Source organism: Haladaptatus sp. R4, assembly GCF_001625445.1.
In the GTDB taxonomy this organism is placed as follows: domain Archaea; phylum Halobacteriota; class Halobacteria; order Halobacteriales; family Haladaptataceae; genus Haladaptatus.
The window spans coordinates 12,175-29,011 of the sequence record NZ_LWHG01000034.1 but is presented as its reverse complement, the minus strand read 5'-3'; the positions used below and the strand labels follow the sequence as shown (position 1 = coordinate 29,011).

Sequence of the window (16,837 nt, the reverse complement as noted above, 5' to 3'; positions counted from 1 at the left end):
TGACGGGGCACGGATTCGCGCACGCCGTCGAATCCGCATCGTTCGTCCATCGTCCCGGGTCACGATCTGATAATCGTGATACAACCGGTTCGGAAATCACCGTCGCGGGGACCGCGATTTGCCGGGGACCGAAGATATCGTCGCCGACCGCTCGAACGACGCAGTACGGCGTCCTGCACACTCCGATAGGAGTAGGAGCAACATGAGCCAACAACAAGGTTACATACGCGAGTTCGTAGACGAGATCGATCCGCTGGTGTTCGGGTTCGGTATTCTGACCGCGGTTGCGTTCCTTCTGTACGTCGCAATCGTCGGCCCGGAAGCAGCAGGAACTGCAATGAAAGGGGTCAACCACTGGCTGTGGTCCAACTTCTCGTGGTTCTACCTCTGGGCGATGTTGATATTCGTCGGCTTCACGACGTTCCTCATCTTCGGCCCGTGGGGAAAGATCAAACTCGGTCCGCCCGACGCGGAACCGAGACACAGTTTCCTCTCCTATTTTGCGATGTTCTTCTCCGCCGGAATCGCCGCCGGAATCGTCTTCTGGGGTCCGGCGGAGGCCATCTTCCACTACGGGAGCGGGACGCCCCTCGCCGGTGCGGACGCCCCCGCGAAACAGCGTATGTTGGGGTCGCTTCAGTACACGTTCTTCCACTGGGGAATCTCGGCGTGGGCGGCCTACCTCATCGTCGGCGTTCCCATCGGCTACTACGCACACAAGAAGGGTGCGCCGTTCAAGTTCTCGACGGTCATCGCGCCCATCGTCGGCGTCGATAATCTAGACGACAGCTACTTCGCGCGCGTCGTCGACCTCATCGCGGTGTTCGGGACGATGGGCGGCATCGCCACGTCGCTCGGGTTCATCGGCCAGCAGTTGCTGATGGGGATGGACTACCAGTTCGGGTCGGCGCGACGCCGTCGCAGGCGGCGTCCGCGCTTCCGATCGATATCTTCGGCGTCCAACTCGGCGACCTCGGCATCATTCTCGTCATCATCGGCGTGACGACGGTGTTCACGCTCTCGGTCCTCAGCGGCGTCGAGAAGGGTATCAAACGCCTGTCGCAGTTGAACGTCATCGTGTTCGTCCTGCTGGGGGTGTTGGTCTTCTGTATCGGCATCTACAACGGGATGGCCTCGTTCGTGCTCAATCTTGGGACGCAGTCCGTCGGCCGGTATCTCAACCAGTTCATCAAGATGAGCCTGTTCACCGGCGCGGCGACCGGTTCATCGTTCGTCGGGGCGTGGACCATCTTCTACTGGGCGTGGTGGTTTTCGTGGGCCCCCTTCTCGGGTATCTTCCTCGCGCGGATTTCGTACGGACGAACCATCCGCGAAGTGACGTTCGTCGGCGTCGTCGCGACGACGCTGGCGACCGTCCCGTGGTTCCTCGTCATCGGCGGGATGTCGATGCGGATGCAGCAACTCGGCCGGGCGAACATCCTCGGCGTCCTCGCGAACTACGGCAACAACGAGGCCGTCGCCGGGTATCCGTTGTTCGGCGCGCTCCCGGCGGGTGCCCTGTTATCCGGTCTGTTCTTCCTGCTGGTCATCACGTTCTTCGTCACGTCGGCCGACTCCTCGACGCTCGGCATCGCCATGCTGACCACCGGCGGGGAGGAGCACCCCTCGGAACTCAACCGCCTCATCTGGGGCGTCCTTCAGGGACTCGTCGCCGCCGTCCTCATCGTCATCGGCGGAACCAACGCGCTCCAGCAGGCCGCCATCATCACCGGCGGACCGGTCGCCATCGTCGGACTCGTCGGCGTGTACGGGATGATAAAGGAGTTCAGCAGTTTCAAAGGACGCGTGCTCGTTCAGGAAGGTGCCTCGATACGGGAGGACGACGACGTGCTGCTCGGGGGTGGTGGCGGCGGCGGTGGGACTTCCGCCCGCCCCGCCGATGGTGACGAGGGGGACTGACGTCGCTGACGCGGCCAACCGCCATCCAATCCGTCCAATCCATTCCATCCCCTCATCCATTCATCCAATCCATTCCATCCATTCCATCCAATCCATCCGGTCGGCGGCGGAGGCGGCTTCCTCGCTGGACAAACTATTAACTTTCCGGAGGAACGAACGTCAACCGGAGGTACAATCGCATGGTATCCGATACAGAATTTCCGTCGGAAGAATCGGACGGTCGAAGCGCACCCGACCTCGGCGACCTGGTCGACCGCATTCTGAACGGCGGGAACGATCCATCGCCGTCCGCCGGTAGTCGGTAACTCCGACCCGAATCGCCGACGAGTTGGCCTTTTTTCGTTCCGAACCCCTCAGCTGATGGTGTCCGAAATCCGATCACTGACGTCCGTCGCGACGACGGGAATCGACTTCGGAAAGCGTCTCACGGACCGCGGTCCGTTCGAGCAGGTTAGACCGGGGACCGGTCCTGCCGGAAAAGAGTCTCGGCAACGGTACCTTTGGCACTCGAAGCCGAAGGTGAGCCATGGAACTGCTGGACGAGTCCATCGTTCCCGAGGACGCCCGTGAGATAAAAGCGGACGCCCGGGAGTTCGCCGAAGCGTACATCGAACCCAACGCCGAGGAGTACTTCCGGAGCGGCGACTACCCGTTCGACATCCTCGAAGCCGGACAGGAGGCGGGACTGGTCGCCCAAGACCTCGGCCCCGAAGTCGGCGGGCGAGGGTTGAATATTCGACAGATGCTCGCCATCGCCGAGGAATTCTACCGGGCGGACGCCGGAATCGCGCTCACGCTCCAACTGGCGAGTTTCGGCGGTGAGATCGTCGAATCGTACGGAAGCGAGGAGCAGAAGGAGGAGTACCTCCGCCCCGTGGCCGAATGCGAGGCGATAACGGGGCTCGCCGTTTCCGAACCGCAGACGGGGAGCGACTTGGCTGGGATGACGACGAGCGCCGAGAAAGATGGCGACGAGTGGGTGATAAACGGCGAGAAGTACTGGATCGGAAACGCCGTCGAAGCCGACTGGGTGACCGTTTACGCGAAAACCGGCGATTCGGACGACCGCTACTCGAACTACTCGATGTTCATCGTGCCGACGGACACGGACGGCGACGACGCCGAGCACATCCCCGAGAAGATGGGCTTCCGGGCGTCGAAGCAGGGCCACATCGTGTTCGACGACTGCCGGATTTCCGAGGAAAACCTCGTCGGCCCCGAAGGGACGGGATTCTACATGCTCGCCGAGTTCTTCAACCACGGGCGGGTCATCGTCGGCGGTCACGCCTTGGGCTTGGCGGCGGCGGCCATCGAGGAGTCGTGGGAGTTCGTCCACGACCGCAACGCGTTCGGACGGGACGTCAGCGAGTTTCAGGCGGTCCAGCACGACCTCTCGGACATGCTCATCGAGTTCGAGCGGGCACGGGCGCTCAACTGGCGCGCCGCTGAAAAGGTAGAAAACGGAGAGAACCCGGGTTACTGGGCGGCCCTCGCCAAGACGACTTCGACCGAGGCGGCCGTCGAGTGCGCCGAGACGGGAATGCAACTGCACGGCGGTCGCTCCGTCCTCACCGACCGCAAAATCGCGCGGATCTATCGTGACGTCCGGATTCCGGTGATCTACGAGGGAGCGAACGGAATCCAACGCAACCTCATCTATCGCCAGCGCCCCTGACCGCTGGCGACGTCACTTCCGAATCCGACATCTCGAAAAGGAACGAACGGGGGTGGATTCGAACCACCGGGGCTATCGAGGATAGCCGCCATCGGTCGGACGAGAGCCTTCGTCCGACGATGGTGCTCTTACCAGCGAGCGACCCGTTCTCCGGGATTCCATCGAAAACGCGAGTACGGTCGGCGTTGCGCCGACCGTGCGAGCGTACGACGGATGACTACTGACAGACGGACACGTCGGCCGAACCAACGGCCGAACGGTGTGGCACGTGAGACCTGATTCAGTGCGACCTGCATACCAACCAATGGCCGGTTCGATCATTGTTATGTGGTGGCTGTCGTCCTGCCAGTCGGTGCTTGCGTCGTCGGTATACGGTGCCTGAACCGGTATCGACCGTCACGTCCGTCGTCATTATCCCCGTCCATGACCAAGGTCGCGTATGGCTCACATCACGGCGCTCTTCGTCACCGAGAACGGCTCAGAGCCGATGCGGTCGGTTTCGGACGTACAGGCTGTCGCCGACAGGGGGCTCCTGAACGACCGTTATTTCAACGGCACCGGCTACTACTCGCCGTACGACGTCTGTCAGGTGACGCTGATCGCGTCGGAAGCGATAGACGAAATCAACCGGGAGTTCGGTCTCGATCTGACCGCCGGGGAACACCGACGCAACATCGTTACGGAGGGGATCGATGTCCACGACCTGCTCAAGCACCGATTCCGGATCGGTGACGCGGTATTGGAGGGAACGCGGCCGCGGCCGCCTGTGCGCACGTCGAGCAACTGAACGAGCAGGACGGCGTCGCCCGCGCGCTCAAGGCCGGACGAGGTGGGGTCTGTGCGGACGTAGTCGAAGGCGGGGAGATAGCCGTCGGCGACGAGATCACCGACATCGAGAAGATGGACAAGACCGACAGCATCATCGAGCGACTTCGGTCGAAGACTCGCTGACTATTACCGAAAGATCCGGTACGAAGTTCGTCCGACGGCCGTTTCCGTCCGTTCCCCGTCGGGTCCGCGCGTCCACACGGTCACGCGGACGACGCCCATCGAATCCCCGGAGCGGACGACCCTCGCTTCCGCGAGGAGGTCGTCGCCCGCCGGACGGATGTACGAGACGTTGAGGTCCGTCGTCACGAGGCGGGCGCTCTCGGCGTCGTCCAACGTCGTCCGAAGCGCGAAACCGCTCGCGGTTCGCCGAGTGTCGCCGCGATACCGCCGTGGACGACGTCGTCGTCATAACGGGTTGAGGAGTTTTTCGTCGAACGGCACCCGCATTTCGAGGTGTCCCGCTTCGACCGTTTCGACGCGGAGATCGAGCCACGAGAGGTAGCCGTGGTCGTCGACGAACGACTGAAAGGGGTCCCGCTCGGTCATGGCGACCCTCCCGTCCACGCCGTCGTCCACCACCATCGTCCCCGTCGCTTCCCACGAGAAACGCGTATCATCGTCTTTGGAATCGGTGACCATCCGTTGTAAGTCTTTGCCGATACGAAATCGTTGGAAGGGGAATCCGGGAATAAATACACCATCGTTCAGTATCCCTCCGAAGTTTTATTCCACAGTACGAAGATGATGGTCGTATGCATTCGAATCACGTCGGGTGTTCACGATGACCGATCCGGTCTCGCTGACCGTCGATAACGGCGTCGCGACGCTCACGCTGAACCGCCCCGACGAACGCAACGCGCTCACGCGGGAGATATCCGACGCCCTCCGGGACCGATTCGTCGCGCTCGAAGAACGTGACGACGTCGCTGTGTGATTCTGGAGGGGAAGGGCAGTGCGTTCTCGGCGGGTGGCGACATCAAGGCGATGCAGGCCCAACTCGAAGGCGACAGTTCGTTGGACGACGCCGTCGCCACGCTCGAACGGACGACGAGCGAGACGATGGCCCGGGTCGTCACCTGTTCGTACCCGACGGTCGCCAAAATCGACGGCCCGGCGGTCGGGGCGGGCGCGAACCTCGCCATCGCCTGTGACATCCAACTGGCGAGCACCTCGGCGAGCATCGGGTTCCTGTTCCGCCAAGTGGGTCTCAGCATCGACGCCGGAACGTCGTACCTGCTCCCGCGAATCGTGGGCGAGAACGTCGCCAAGGAACTCGTCTACACGGGCGAAGTGCTCGACGCCGACCGCGCCGATGAACTCGGTCTGTTCAACCACGTCTACCCCGACGAGGAGTTCGACGAGCGCGTCGCGGAGTTGGTCGGTCGAATCGCGGGCGGGCCGACCGTCGCGTTCCGCCACGCGAAACGCCTGCTCCGGGAGGGAACGGACAAATCGCTCGACCGCGCGATGGTGGACGAGGCGACGGCACAGGGAATCGTGTTCGAGACGCGGGACCACGAGGAGGGCGTTTCCGCGTTCTTGGAGGGGCGGACGCCCGAATTCGAGGGACGCTGAGATCGGACGTTACTCGTTTCCGTTTCCGTTCTCGCCCTCGCTCACGAGTTTGAACTTTTGAACCTTGCCGCTCGCGGTCCGCGGCAGTTCGTCCACGAACTCGACGTCGCGGGGGTGTTTGTACGCCGCCAGGTTCGACAGGCAGTACTCCTTGATGTCGTCGGGGGTCACCTCCGCGTCCGGATTCGAATCCGTATTCGGCGTGGGTACGACGAAGGCTTTGACGGTCTCGTTGCGCCGGTCGTCGGGTATCCCGACGACGGCGGCGTCCGCGACGGCCGGATGCTCGAAGAGGAGTTCTTCCACTTCGCTGGGATAGACGTTGTAGCCCGCCGTGTTGATCATGTGCTTCTTCCGGTCCCTGATTTCGTAGTAGTTCTCCGCGTCCCGGCGGGCGATGTCGCCCGTCCGGAAGTAGCCGTCGTCGGTGAACGCCTCGGCGGTCGCGTCCGGCCGTTCGTGGTACCCCGCCATCACTTGCGGACCGCGGACGAGCAGTTCCCCTTCCTCGCCGGTCGGGAGTTCCTCGCCGTCGGGTCCGACGATTTTGCAGTCGGTGATCCGTAGCGGTTGCCCGATGGTGCCGGGTTTCGGGCCGAACGTGGTTCCGACGCTCGTGTGGGTCGCCGCCGTCGTCTCGGTCAGTCCGTACCCCTCCGACAGTTCCACGCCAGCGGTCTCCTCGAACCGCTCCTGAACCGCAACTGGTAGTTTCGCCCCGCCCTCGTTTACCGTGTCGAGGCTCGTCAGGTCGTGGTCGCCGAAGGACTCGTCGTTGACCATGTCCACGAACATCGCGGAGACGCCGACGAAACTCGTGATACCGAACTCCTCGATGGTTCTCATCGCCTCCTCGGCGTCCCACTCTCCCGGATTTCGAAGATGGACGGTTCCACCCCGCAGTAGCGATTGCCACGTCGAGTGGACGAACCCGGTGATGTGATAGAGCGGCAGGACGGCCAACGCTCGTTGCTCGTCGGGGGAATTCTCGGTGAACGTGAACCCCGAGAACCCCTGCGCTCGGAGGTTGCAGTGCGTGATGTGAACGCCCTTCGGGCGGCCCGTCGTCCCGGAGGTGTACGGTTGCATCGCCACCTCGTCCGAATCGCGGTCGATGAGGAGTTGCTCGCCGGTCACGTCGCCGAACGGAACGGATTCGGTTTCGTCGTCGCCACTCCCCACGGTGACGATGGTCGGGTCGCGGCCGGTTTCGGCACAGGCATCGATGAGTTCCTCGCGCAGGGCCGGGTGCGTCACCGCGACCGAGGCGTCCGTGTCTTCGAGTTGGTAGGAGAGCTCTCGGGCCTTGTACTGCGGGTTGACGGGAGAAACGACGACACCAGCACGAAACGCGCCGAGGAGGACGACGACGTACTCCGGGCAGTTCGGCAGGTAGAGCAGGAGGCGGTCGCCGGGGTCGACCCCTCGCTCGCTCAGTCCTCCCGCGAACTCTGCCGCGCGCTCGTTCAGCGATTCGTACGATAGCTTACGACCGTCCATCTCGATGGCGACGGCATCGCCGCGGCGGGCGGCGGTCGCTTCGAACAACCGGGCGACGTTACCGCCCTCGACCGATCGCAGGGTAACAGGGACGTCCATACCCTCTGTGCGACGGTATCGTACATTGTTTTACCGGACGGACGCTCATTGCCGATAACAGTTACCAAACACAGAAGAATTACGCTGTGTTGTTACCGATGGTCGGAAAATGGGGTTGAAAACGCCGTCCGACGACGCCCAGTTCCATGACGTGGTTGCTACACGCCCGGAACTCGCCCCGTCGAACTTCCATCCGTGTGGTTTGATAGCACATGTAATATGTCCGTTAACGAGAGATACGCTCTTTCCTAACGACGTTCATCATTAACTATGGTCGAAGCTACCATCGACGTGATCGACCGCGGGGGATTGGAATGTGACCTCAACTACCTCATCGAGGGGAACACGCTCGGAAGCCACGACGAGCCAAATCCGGACACCGACTACATCGAAATCCCGGTGTTCAACCTCGTCATCGACCACCCCGAGGGGACCATCCTCTGGGATACGGGCAACACGAGGACGCGCTCGACGGCCACTGGCCGGAGGGCTTGAAACAGGCGTTCTATCCCCACGACGTCCGCGAACACGACCTTCGGGACGACCTCGGGGACGCGGTTACGACATCGACGACATCGACTACGTGTTCCAAACGCACCTGCACCTCGACCATGCGGGTGGTCTCCATCACTTCGACGGGACGGACACGCCGGTGTTCGTCCACGAGAAGGAGTTGAAGTTCGCCTACTACAGCACGAAGACGGACGAGGGAAGCGGCGCGTACATCCTCGGCGATTTCGACCACGACCTCAACTGGCAGGTGATACACAAGGACCGGGAGACCCACTTCGAGGACGTCGAATTCGTCCACCTCCCCGGTCACACGCCGGGGTTGACGGGAACGGTCGTCCACCTCGAAAACGACGGGACCGTCGCGTTCGCGGGCGACGAAATCTACCAGACCGAAAACTACGAGAACGGGACGCCGCTGGGTGCCGGTCTGCTCTGGAGCCATCGCCACTGGTTCGACAGCCTCCAGAAACTCAAGGAGATAGAACGCAAACACGACGCCGAAGTCGTGTACGGCCACGACCCGGACCAGTACGAAACCATCAAAGGCGGGTGGTCCTGAGATGAGTTACGAGCGGTCGGTCTCCGCGCCGTCCCACGAACTCTCGCCGGAAACCGTCTGGCACATCCAGATGCCACAGATCCGGTTCGGCAGGGACGCGACGGACGAACTCGCCTTCCAGTTGCGCGATTTGGGGATTGACGAGGACGCTCACGGTCTCATCATCACCGACGAAACGCTCGCGGACATCGGCCACGTGGACCGCGTCGAGACGCACCTCGACGACGCCGAACTCGCCGTCGATGTCTACGACGAATCGAACCGCGAACCGTCCGTTTCGGATATCGAGGACTGTCTGAAGTTCGTCCGCGACGAAAAAGGCGAGGAGGGCTACGACTTCTACGTCGGTCTGGGGGGCGGCAGTTGCATGGACACCGCGAAGACGACTCGCGCGGTCATCGCCAACGGTGGCGGTCCGCTGGACTACATTGCCGCCCCGACCGGCGAAGGGGAGGCGCTCACGGAATCCGGTCCGCCGCTCGTCCTGATGCCGACGACTGCGGGAACCGGGGCGGAAATCTCGCCGGTCTCCATCCTCTCGGTGGAGGAAAAGGAGATCAAGGAGGGAATCTCCAGCAACCACGTTCGTCGCCGACGCCGCGGTGCTCGACCCGACGCTCACGACCACGCTCCCGCCGGAGTTGACGGCGAAGACGGCGATGGACGCGCTCGGGCACGCCATGGAGGGATACACCACCCACGAGTTCGACTCGCTCCTTCGGCCGACCGACCCGGCGGAACGTCCCGTCTACGCCGGACGGACGCCGCTCACCGAGATGTTCTCCGAGAAGGCCATCGACCTCCTGTCGAACAACGTCCGAAAGGCAGTTCACAACGGCGACAACCTCGACGCTCGGGCGAACATGCTACAGGGTGCGCTCTTCGGTGCCATCGCGGGGTTGACGGCGGGCGCGAGCCTCTGTCACGCGATGGCCTATCCGGTCGGAAACAAGTATCACACCTACCACGGCGAAACCATCGGGGTGTTGACCCCCGCGAGTACCATCGACTACAACTCGGCGAGCGACCCGAAACGCTTCGCCGCGCTCGCCCGCCGGTTCGGGGTCGATACCACGGGAATGACCCCCGGCGATGCCGCGGACGAGTTGAAAGCCGAGTACATTCAGCTTCAGCGCGACCTGAACGTCCTGCCGAGCGGACTCAACGAACTGGCCGGAATCACCGAGGACGACGTCGATTGGCTGGCGAAACAGACCGTCGACACGCAGGCGCGACTGCTCCGCTGTAATCCCCGTCCGGTGACGGAAGAGGACGTCCACGGTATCTTCGTGGACGCGCTGTACAACTGGGATTAGGGCTCCGCTTCGCGGAGGTCCGCCCGTCGAATTTTACCCGTCGTCGTTTTCGGGAGTTCGTCGAGGAACTGGATTTCGCGCGGATATTCGTACTTCGCCAGCCGTTCTTTCACGTACGATTGGAGTTCGTCAACGAGCGCGTCGTCCGGGTCGTACCCGTTCGCGAGGACGACGAACGCTTTCGGTATCTCCCCCCGTTCGTCGTCGGGAACGCCGACGACGGCCGAATCGGCCACGCTTTCGTGACCGGCGAGGCTCTCCTCTATCTCCTCCGGGCCGATTCGGTAGGAACGAGATGATGACGTCGTCCGTGCGCGAGACGAACGTAATGTAGCCGTCCTCGTCGCGCGTTCCGAGGTCCTCGGTCAGAAGCCAGCCGTTTCGAACCTTCCGCTCGGTTTTCTCGGGACGGTTCAGATACTCCTTGAAACAGACGGGGTCGCCGTCGTATCGAACGGCGATTTCCCCCACGTCTCCGTCCTCGACCGTCGGTTCCGCCGTCTCGGGGTCCACGATTCGGACGTCGTGGCCGGGACCGGCGAGGCCCATCTTCCCCTCGCGGAACTCGGTGAGGGCGGTACAGTCGCCGATGGTCAGGTTCGCCTCCGTCTGTCCGTACGCCTCGTGAACGGTCGCTCCGTCGAAGGTGGTCTCTCCCCAATCGACGATACTCTGGCCGAGCGACTCGCCGCCGCTCGGGATGACGCGCACCGAATCGACGTCGTACCGGTCGGCGGGGTTATCGACGTTCATCATCATCCGAAGCGCGGTCGGCGGCGCGAAGAGGATCGAGACGCCGTACCGCTCGATGGTCCGAAACGCCGTTTCGGGGTCGAACGGCCCGCCTTCGTAGGCGACGATTGGTCGGCCGTAGTACAACGCGGGGAAGACGATGTCGAACAGCGACGCGACCCACGCCCACTCGGAGGGCGTCCACGCCACGTCCGTCTTGGACGCGAGGTTACAGAACGAGGTCAGGAACAGCGGGAGGTGGCCGAGGAGCATTCGATGGGCGTGGAGGACCCCTTTGGGATTACCCGTGGTTCCGCTCGTGTAGATGATGATGGCGTCGTCCTCGGCGTCCGTTTCGACGATATCGCGGTCCCGCGAGTGCCGCTCCATCGCGTCCCAGATATCGGTTTCGTCGTCCTCTGGCTCGTCGACATCGACCGTGAGGACGGTTTCGAGCGTATCGAGGTCGTCGCGCACGGTCCGGAGGGTCTCGACGTTCGATTCGTCGACGACGCAGGCCACCGATTCGGAGTCGGCGAGTCGATACGAGAGGCCGTCGATTCCAAAGAGCGTACTCAACGGAATCGAGACGGCCCCCAACTTCCACGCGGCGATGTGGGTGATGAGCGTTTCGGGCTTCTGCGGCGCGTTCACGCCGACCCGGTCACCGCGACCGACGCCGCGGTCCGCGAGGTAGTTTGCAAGCTTGTTCGTCAGGTTTCTGAGTTCCCAAAACGTGTAGGTTCGCTCCCGCCCGTCCCCGTCCGTGGCGAAGAGGGCGACGCGGCCCCGCTCGTCCGCCCTATTCTGTCGCAGACGTACTCGGCCATGTTGAACGCGGAGGGAACTTCCCACTCGAAGGCGTCGTGAAGGTGGTCGTAGTCGTCCCACTCCTCCTCGTAGAAGTGGTACGCATCGAGCCGCTGATCGTGACTCATGCTATATTCAACCACATCGTTCGTGATAATACTGTCCTCGATTCGAGGGACTGCGGGTTCGATACGACCGAATGATTCCGAACGACGGGTCGTTCGGAATCACGTTTCCTTGACAATGATAATCAAAATCCTATGTATGAATAACGAGAATAACTCTTGTTGCGATAATCTCGTCCATCGATAAACGCTTTTGCGATGGCGCTACGTAGCACGGACAACGCATGAATTTGGTTCAGCACGTGGCGGACGCGGCGGCCGAACGCGGGGACGCACCGGCAATCGTCTTCGAGGGGCGGGAAACCTCCTACGAGGCGTTCTGGACGCGAACGGGGCAGTTCGCGGCCGGGCTCGCCGAGCGCGGAATCGGGAGCGACGACCGGGTTGCGATCTATCTTCCGAACTTGCCGCAGTTCGTCACCGCATTTCACGGCACGCTCCGGGCGGGCGGCGCGGTCGTTCCGATGAACCCGCAGTACAAGCGCCGCGAACTCCGCCACCTCCTCGCCGACAGCGGCGCGAAAGTCGTCGTGCACGCTTCCGGACCTCGTTCGACACGTCGATGCGGTCCGGGAGGAAACCGACGTCGAAGCGGTCGTCACGGTCGGAGAGGGTGCGGAAGGGAACGACGTCGTCCGCTTCGAACAGTTCCTCGGCGACGGGACGCTCCCGGTCGTCGAGCGCGCGGACGACGACGTGGCCGTCCAACCGTACACCTCCGGGACAACCGGAACGCCGAAGGGAGTCCTGCTCACGCACCACAACCTCGCGTGGGACGCGCGCGCGGCGACGAACCCCATCCCCGACGGAATCCGCCCGGACGACAAACATCTCGGCGTCCTCCCGCTGTTCCACATCTTCGGCATGACGGTGACGATGAACGCCACGCTGTTCGACGGCGGAAGCTACTATCCGCTACCGACGTGGGACGCCGAGCGGACCGCCTTGTTGATCGAATCGGAGATGCTGACGCTGAGTCACGCTGTTCCCGCGATGTACAACGACCTCGCGAACTTGCCCGAGGACGACGATTACGACCTCTCCTCGATCAGGTTCGCGAACTCCGGCGGGAGCGCGTTGCCGAACGAAGTTCGACGGGCGTTCGAGGAGGCGTTCGACGTCGCACTGTACGAAGGGTACGGACTCACGGAAACCAGTCCCGTCACGCACGCGAACCACGTCGGCAATCGGCGTCCCGGCAGCATCGGCCAACCGCTCGACGGCGTTTCGGCGCGAATCGTGGACGACGAGTTCGAAGAGCGCCCGCCGGTCGAACGCGGTCCGGTCGAGGAGGGGAGCGTGAACCTCGGCGAGATAACCGGCGAACTCGTCGTCTCCGGCCCGAACGTCATGAAGGAGTACTACGAGCGCCCCGAGGCGAACGCGGCGGCGTTCACCGAAGCGGACGGAAAGCGGTGGTTCCACACCGGCGACATCGGGTACTGGGACGAGGACGGCTTCTTCTTCATCGTGGACCGGAAGAAGCACATGATCAACACGGCGGGCTACAACGTCTACCCGCGCGAAGTCGAGGAATTGCTCTTCGAACACCCCGACGTCGAAGATGCGGCGGTCGTCGGAATTCCCGACGACCGCCGCAACGAGACGGTCAAAGCCTTCGTCGTGCCCACGCCGGATGCGGACGCGACGCCGGAAGCGGTTCGGGAGTTCTGTCTCGACCGACTCGCGGCGTACAAACACCCGCGCGAGGTCGAGTTCGTGGACGAACTGCCGCGCACGACGACCGGAAAGGTACAGAAGTTCCATCTGGAGAGTCGGGAGTAACAACTCGTCACCCGCGCGTTGCAACGCGCGGGCGACCGTCGAAACGATCAGAGCGACCGCCGAAACCATCACGATAATTTTTGATCGATGCGTGCGTTGGGTTCGACGGACGATTCGGTCGGCGACTCCGGATTCATCACGAACCGACCGACCCTCGCGCTCACAACACATGACATTCGATCTGACCATTCGCCCGTTCTTCTGGCGGGCCACGAAGCTGTTTCCCGAGAAGGAAATCGTCTCTCGCACGCGCGACGGAACACGCCGCTACACGTACCGCGAGTTCGGCGAGCGAGTACGGGCACTCGCTAGCGCGTTGGACGCGCTCGGCGTCGAATCGGGGACGCGAGTGGGAACGTTCGGGTGGAACCACTCCCGTCACTTCGAGGCGTACTACGCCGTTCCGCTCATGGGCGCACAGCTACACACCGTCAACGTCCTGCTCGGGGACGACCACGTCGAATACATCCTGAACGACGCCGCCGACGAGGTGTTGCTCGTGGACCCCGGCGACCCGTTCGAAACCGTCGAGCGCCTGTGGGACTCCCTCGATTCCGTCGAGGAAGTCGTCGTCATGGCCGACGAGATTCCGGACACCGACCTTCCGGCCCACTCGTACGAGGAACTGCTCGAAGACCACGACTCGACCGAGTTCGCGTGGCCCGACCTCTCGGGCGACCAACCGGCGGGAATGTGCTACACGTCGGGAACCACAGGGAAACCGAAGGGCGTGGAGTACAGCCACGAGATGATCTACGCCCACGCCATGATGGTGCTGACCCCGGCGGCAATCGGCATCGAGGAGGGCGACGTGGTGATGCCGGTGGTGCCGATGTTCCACGTCAACTCGTGGGAGTTCCCGTACACGATGACGATGCGGGCGCGAAACCGGTGTATCCCGGGACAGAGCCATCGACGGAGGACCTCGTGAACCTCATCGAGACGGAAGGCGTGACGCTCACGGCTGGCGTTCCGACCGTTTGGATCGACGTGCTCGACTACCTCGACACGCACGAGGCCGACATCTCCAGCCTCGACCGAATCGTCGTCGGCGGGAGCGCCGCACCCAAGGGCGTCATGCAGCGGTATCAGGAGGAGTACGACGTGACCATCGAGCACGCGTGGGGGATGACCGAGACGATGAGCATCGCGAGCGTCTCCCGACCGAAGGACACGATGACGGATTTGAACGACGAGGAACGCTACGGAGTTCGGGCAAAACAGGGGTTGCTCTCGCCGGGATTGGAGATGAAGGTGGTCGGTGACGACGGCGAGGAGGTGCCGTGGGACGGCCAGTCGGTCGGCGAATTGTTCGTCCGCGGGCCGTCGGTCGTGGACGAGTACTACAACCGCCCGGACGCGAACGAGGTGGATTTCGAGGGAGACTGGTTGAAGACCGGCGACATCGCCAACGTCGATTCGGAGGGCTACATCGAAATCGTGGACCGCACGAAGGACGTCATCAAGAGCGGCGGCGAGTGGATTTCCAGCATCGACCTCGAAAACGAGTTGATGGCCCACGAGGACGTGGTCGAAGCGGCCGTCATCGCCGTGCCGCACGAGCGCTGGCAGGAGCGCCCGCTGGCCTGCGTCGTCGTCCGGGACGGGGCCGACCTCACCGCCGACGAGTTGCGAGCGTTCCTCGAAGCCGAACACCCCAGTTGGTGGCTTCCGGACGACGTCGTCTTCATCAGCGACGTTCCCAAGACGGCCACCGGAAAGTTCGACAAGAAGGTGTTGCGCGATGAATTCTCGGACACCGACCTGCGATACACCCCCGGGACGTAGCAGGGTGATCGAACCGACGAACTGATCTTTTGGGGCGATCGAACAGATGAACTGATTTTTGGGTGATCGAATCCATGAACCGGTTTCCGGCGGCAGTACTTTTATGCCACCATACACACGATAATCGTTGACGGCATCAACGAACACAGACCATGAACGTCATCAATCCCGCAACCGGCGACCGGATCGAAACGTACGAAGACGACGATATCGGCGATGCGAAAGAAGGACTCGAAACCGCGATGGACGCCTACGAATCGTGGCGGACCCGTCCGCTCCGTGAACGCGAGTTGCTCCTTTCGAACGTCGCGGACATCCTCGGCGAGAACACGGAGAAGTACGCCGAGTTGATGACTCGGGAGATGGGCAAGCCGATTTCGCAGGCCAGAGGGGAAATCGAGAAGTGCGAATGGCTGTGCAACCACTACGCGGAGCACGCGGACGCGTACCTCGGGGACGACTACCACCCGAGTCCCGCCGGGTCCGCGGCCAAAACGTCCTACGAACCGCTTGGCGTCGTGCTGGCGGTCATGCCGTGGAACTTCCCGTTCTGGCAGGTGTTCCGGTTCGCGGCCCCGTACCTCACGGCCGGGAACGTCGGTATCCTGAAGCACGCCTCCAACGTGCCGGGGTGCGCGAAGGCCATCGAGGAGATATTCCGCGACGCGGGCTACCCCGAGGGCGTGTTCCAATCCCTGCTCCTCCCCTCCTCGTCCGTCGAGGACCTGCTGGCCGACGACAGGGTGAAAGCCGCGACCCTCACCGGAAGCGGTCCCGCGGGTCGGGCCATCGCCTCGACGGCCGGTGAACATCTGAAAAAGACCGTGCCTCGAACTCGGCGGGAGCGACCCGTTCGTCGTGCTCGAAGACGCGGATTTGGACGACGCCGCGGAGACAGGGGCGTGGGCGCGCAACCAGAACAGCGGCCAGTCCTGTATCGCGGCCAAGCGGTTCATCGTTCACGACGACGTCTACGACGAGTTCGTGGACCGACTCGTGGACGAGTTCGACGCGCTGACCGTCGGCGACCCGATGGTCCGAGGACACCGACATCGGCCCGCAGGCGCGCGAGGACCTGATGGAGGAACTTCACGAGCAGGTCGAGGTGAGCGTGGACGCCGGTGCGACGGTGGAAATCGGCGGCGAACCGCTCGACAGGGAAGGCGCGTTCTATCCACCCACCATCCTCACCGACATCCCGGAAGGCTCTCCCGCCGACACCGAGGAACTGTTCGGCCCCGTCGCGTCCGTGTATCGCGCGACGCCGACGAGGAGGACGCCATCGAAACGGCGAACGACACGGAGTTCGGACTCGGTGCGAGCATCTGGACGCAGGACCGGGACCGCGGCGACCGCCTCGCCGGTCGAATCAATGCCGGTTGTGTGTACGTCAACCAACTCGTGAAGTCCGACCCGCGCGTCCCGTTCGGCGGGGTGAAGGAGTCCGGATACGGGCGTGAACTCTCCGAAATCGGCATTCAGGAGTTCGTCAACCGGAAGACGATTTGGGTCGAATAATCGCGCGGACGGTCCGTTTCGGTCGATGAACCACGGCAAAAATTTCAATTTCTGTTTATGGCTTCTATGATAATCGTGGACAAATTATTTA

At 62.8% G+C, this 16,837-nt stretch carries 7 protein-coding genes and 8 pseudogenes; 11 read left to right on the top strand and 4 right to left on the bottom strand.

What is annotated here, in order from left to right; genetic code table 11:
- The first annotated feature begins 202 nt into the window (after positions 1 to 202).
- From A4G99_RS29180 to A4G99_RS23605, 5 genes are all read left to right on the top strand, one after another.
- A complete protein-coding gene (locus A4G99_RS29180; RefSeq protein WP_255359200.1) occupies positions 203 to 1,003 on the top strand; it encodes a BCCT family transporter in 801 nt (266 codons plus the stop codon).
- Positions 1,000 to 1,920, top strand: coding sequence for a BCCT family transporter (locus A4G99_RS29175; protein WP_394337492.1), 921 nt, complete (start codon positions 1,000 to 1,002; stop codon positions 1,918 to 1,920). Before A4G99_RS29180 ends, A4G99_RS29175 begins: the two co-directional genes overlap by 4 nt.
- Positions 1,921 to 2,099: 179 nt before the next feature.
- On the top strand, positions 2,100 to 2,225 hold the full coding sequence (locus tag A4G99_RS29170) for a hypothetical protein (RefSeq protein ID WP_255359199.1): 126 nt from the start codon (positions 2,100 to 2,102) through the stop codon (positions 2,223 to 2,225).
- A 221-nt stretch (positions 2,226 to 2,446) separates the two neighbouring features.
- Entirely contained in the window at positions 2,447 to 3,595 is a 1,149-nt protein-coding gene (locus A4G99_RS23610) for an acyl-CoA dehydrogenase family protein (RefSeq protein ID WP_066148827.1), read from the top strand.
- A gap of 439 nt (positions 3,596 to 4,034) precedes the next feature.
- Complete coding sequence (locus tag A4G99_RS23605) at positions 4,035 to 4,382, top strand: MOSC domain-containing protein (RefSeq protein ID WP_223302207.1); 348 nt, start codon at positions 4,035 to 4,037, stop codon at positions 4,380 to 4,382.
- A 167-nt stretch (positions 4,383 to 4,549) separates the two neighbouring features.
- On the opposite strand, the pseudogene A4G99_RS30145 reads toward A4G99_RS23605, so the two are convergent.
- Both A4G99_RS30145 and A4G99_RS30140 read right to left on the bottom strand, forming a co-directional pair.
- A pseudogene (locus A4G99_RS30145) lies at positions 4,550 to 4,774 on the bottom strand (PaaI family thioesterase); the annotation flags it as partial.
- A gap of 57 nt (positions 4,775 to 4,831) precedes the next feature.
- Positions 4,832 to 5,065: a hypothetical protein gene (locus tag A4G99_RS30140; RefSeq protein ID WP_394337491.1), complete on the bottom strand. Its 234-nt coding sequence runs from the start codon at positions 5,063 to 5,065 to the stop codon at positions 4,832 to 4,834.
- A gap of 142 nt (positions 5,066 to 5,207) precedes the next feature.
- On the opposite strand from A4G99_RS30140, the pseudogene A4G99_RS23595 reads away from it, so the two are divergent.
- Positions 5,208 to 6,001, top strand: a pseudogene (locus A4G99_RS23595) (enoyl-CoA hydratase/isomerase family protein).
- A gap of 9 nt (positions 6,002 to 6,010) precedes the next feature.
- Here the strand turns inward: A4G99_RS23595 and A4G99_RS23590 are convergent.
- The gene (locus A4G99_RS23590; protein WP_066148825.1) at positions 6,011 to 7,600 is read right to left on the bottom strand and encodes a class I adenylate-forming enzyme family protein; all 1,590 of its coding nucleotides are present in this window, start codon (positions 7,598 to 7,600) and stop codon (positions 6,011 to 6,013) included.
- Positions 7,601 to 7,870: 270 nt separating this feature from the next.
- Here A4G99_RS23590 and A4G99_RS23585 point away from each other — a divergent pair.
- Together A4G99_RS23585 and A4G99_RS30135 are read left to right on the top strand one after the other, a co-directional pair.
- A pseudogene (locus tag A4G99_RS23585) lies at positions 7,871 to 8,672 on the top strand (N-acyl homoserine lactonase family protein).
- A gap of 1 nt (position 8,673) precedes the next feature.
- Positions 8,674 to 9,988: pseudogene (locus tag A4G99_RS30135) on the top strand (hydroxyacid-oxoacid transhydrogenase).
- Here the strand turns inward: A4G99_RS30135 and A4G99_RS23575 are convergent.
- Positions 9,985 to 11,658: pseudogene (locus A4G99_RS23575) on the bottom strand (acyl-CoA synthetase). The pseudogenes A4G99_RS30135 and A4G99_RS23575 sit on opposite strands and share 4 nt — an antisense overlap.
- Positions 11,659 to 11,879: 221 nt before the next feature.
- Here A4G99_RS23575 and A4G99_RS23570 point away from each other — a divergent pair.
- The 3 pseudogenes from A4G99_RS23570 (at position 11,880) to A4G99_RS23560 (ending at position 16,746) form a co-directional block, all read left to right on the top strand.
- A pseudogene (locus tag A4G99_RS23570) lies at positions 11,880 to 13,440 on the top strand (long-chain fatty acid--CoA ligase).
- A 169-nt stretch (positions 13,441 to 13,609) separates the two neighbouring features.
- Positions 13,610 to 15,228: pseudogene (locus A4G99_RS23565) on the top strand (long-chain fatty acid--CoA ligase).
- A 152-nt stretch (positions 15,229 to 15,380) separates the two neighbouring features.
- Positions 15,381 to 16,746, top strand: a pseudogene (locus tag A4G99_RS23560) (NAD-dependent succinate-semialdehyde dehydrogenase).
- The last annotated feature ends 91 nt before the right edge of the window (positions 16,747 to 16,837 follow it).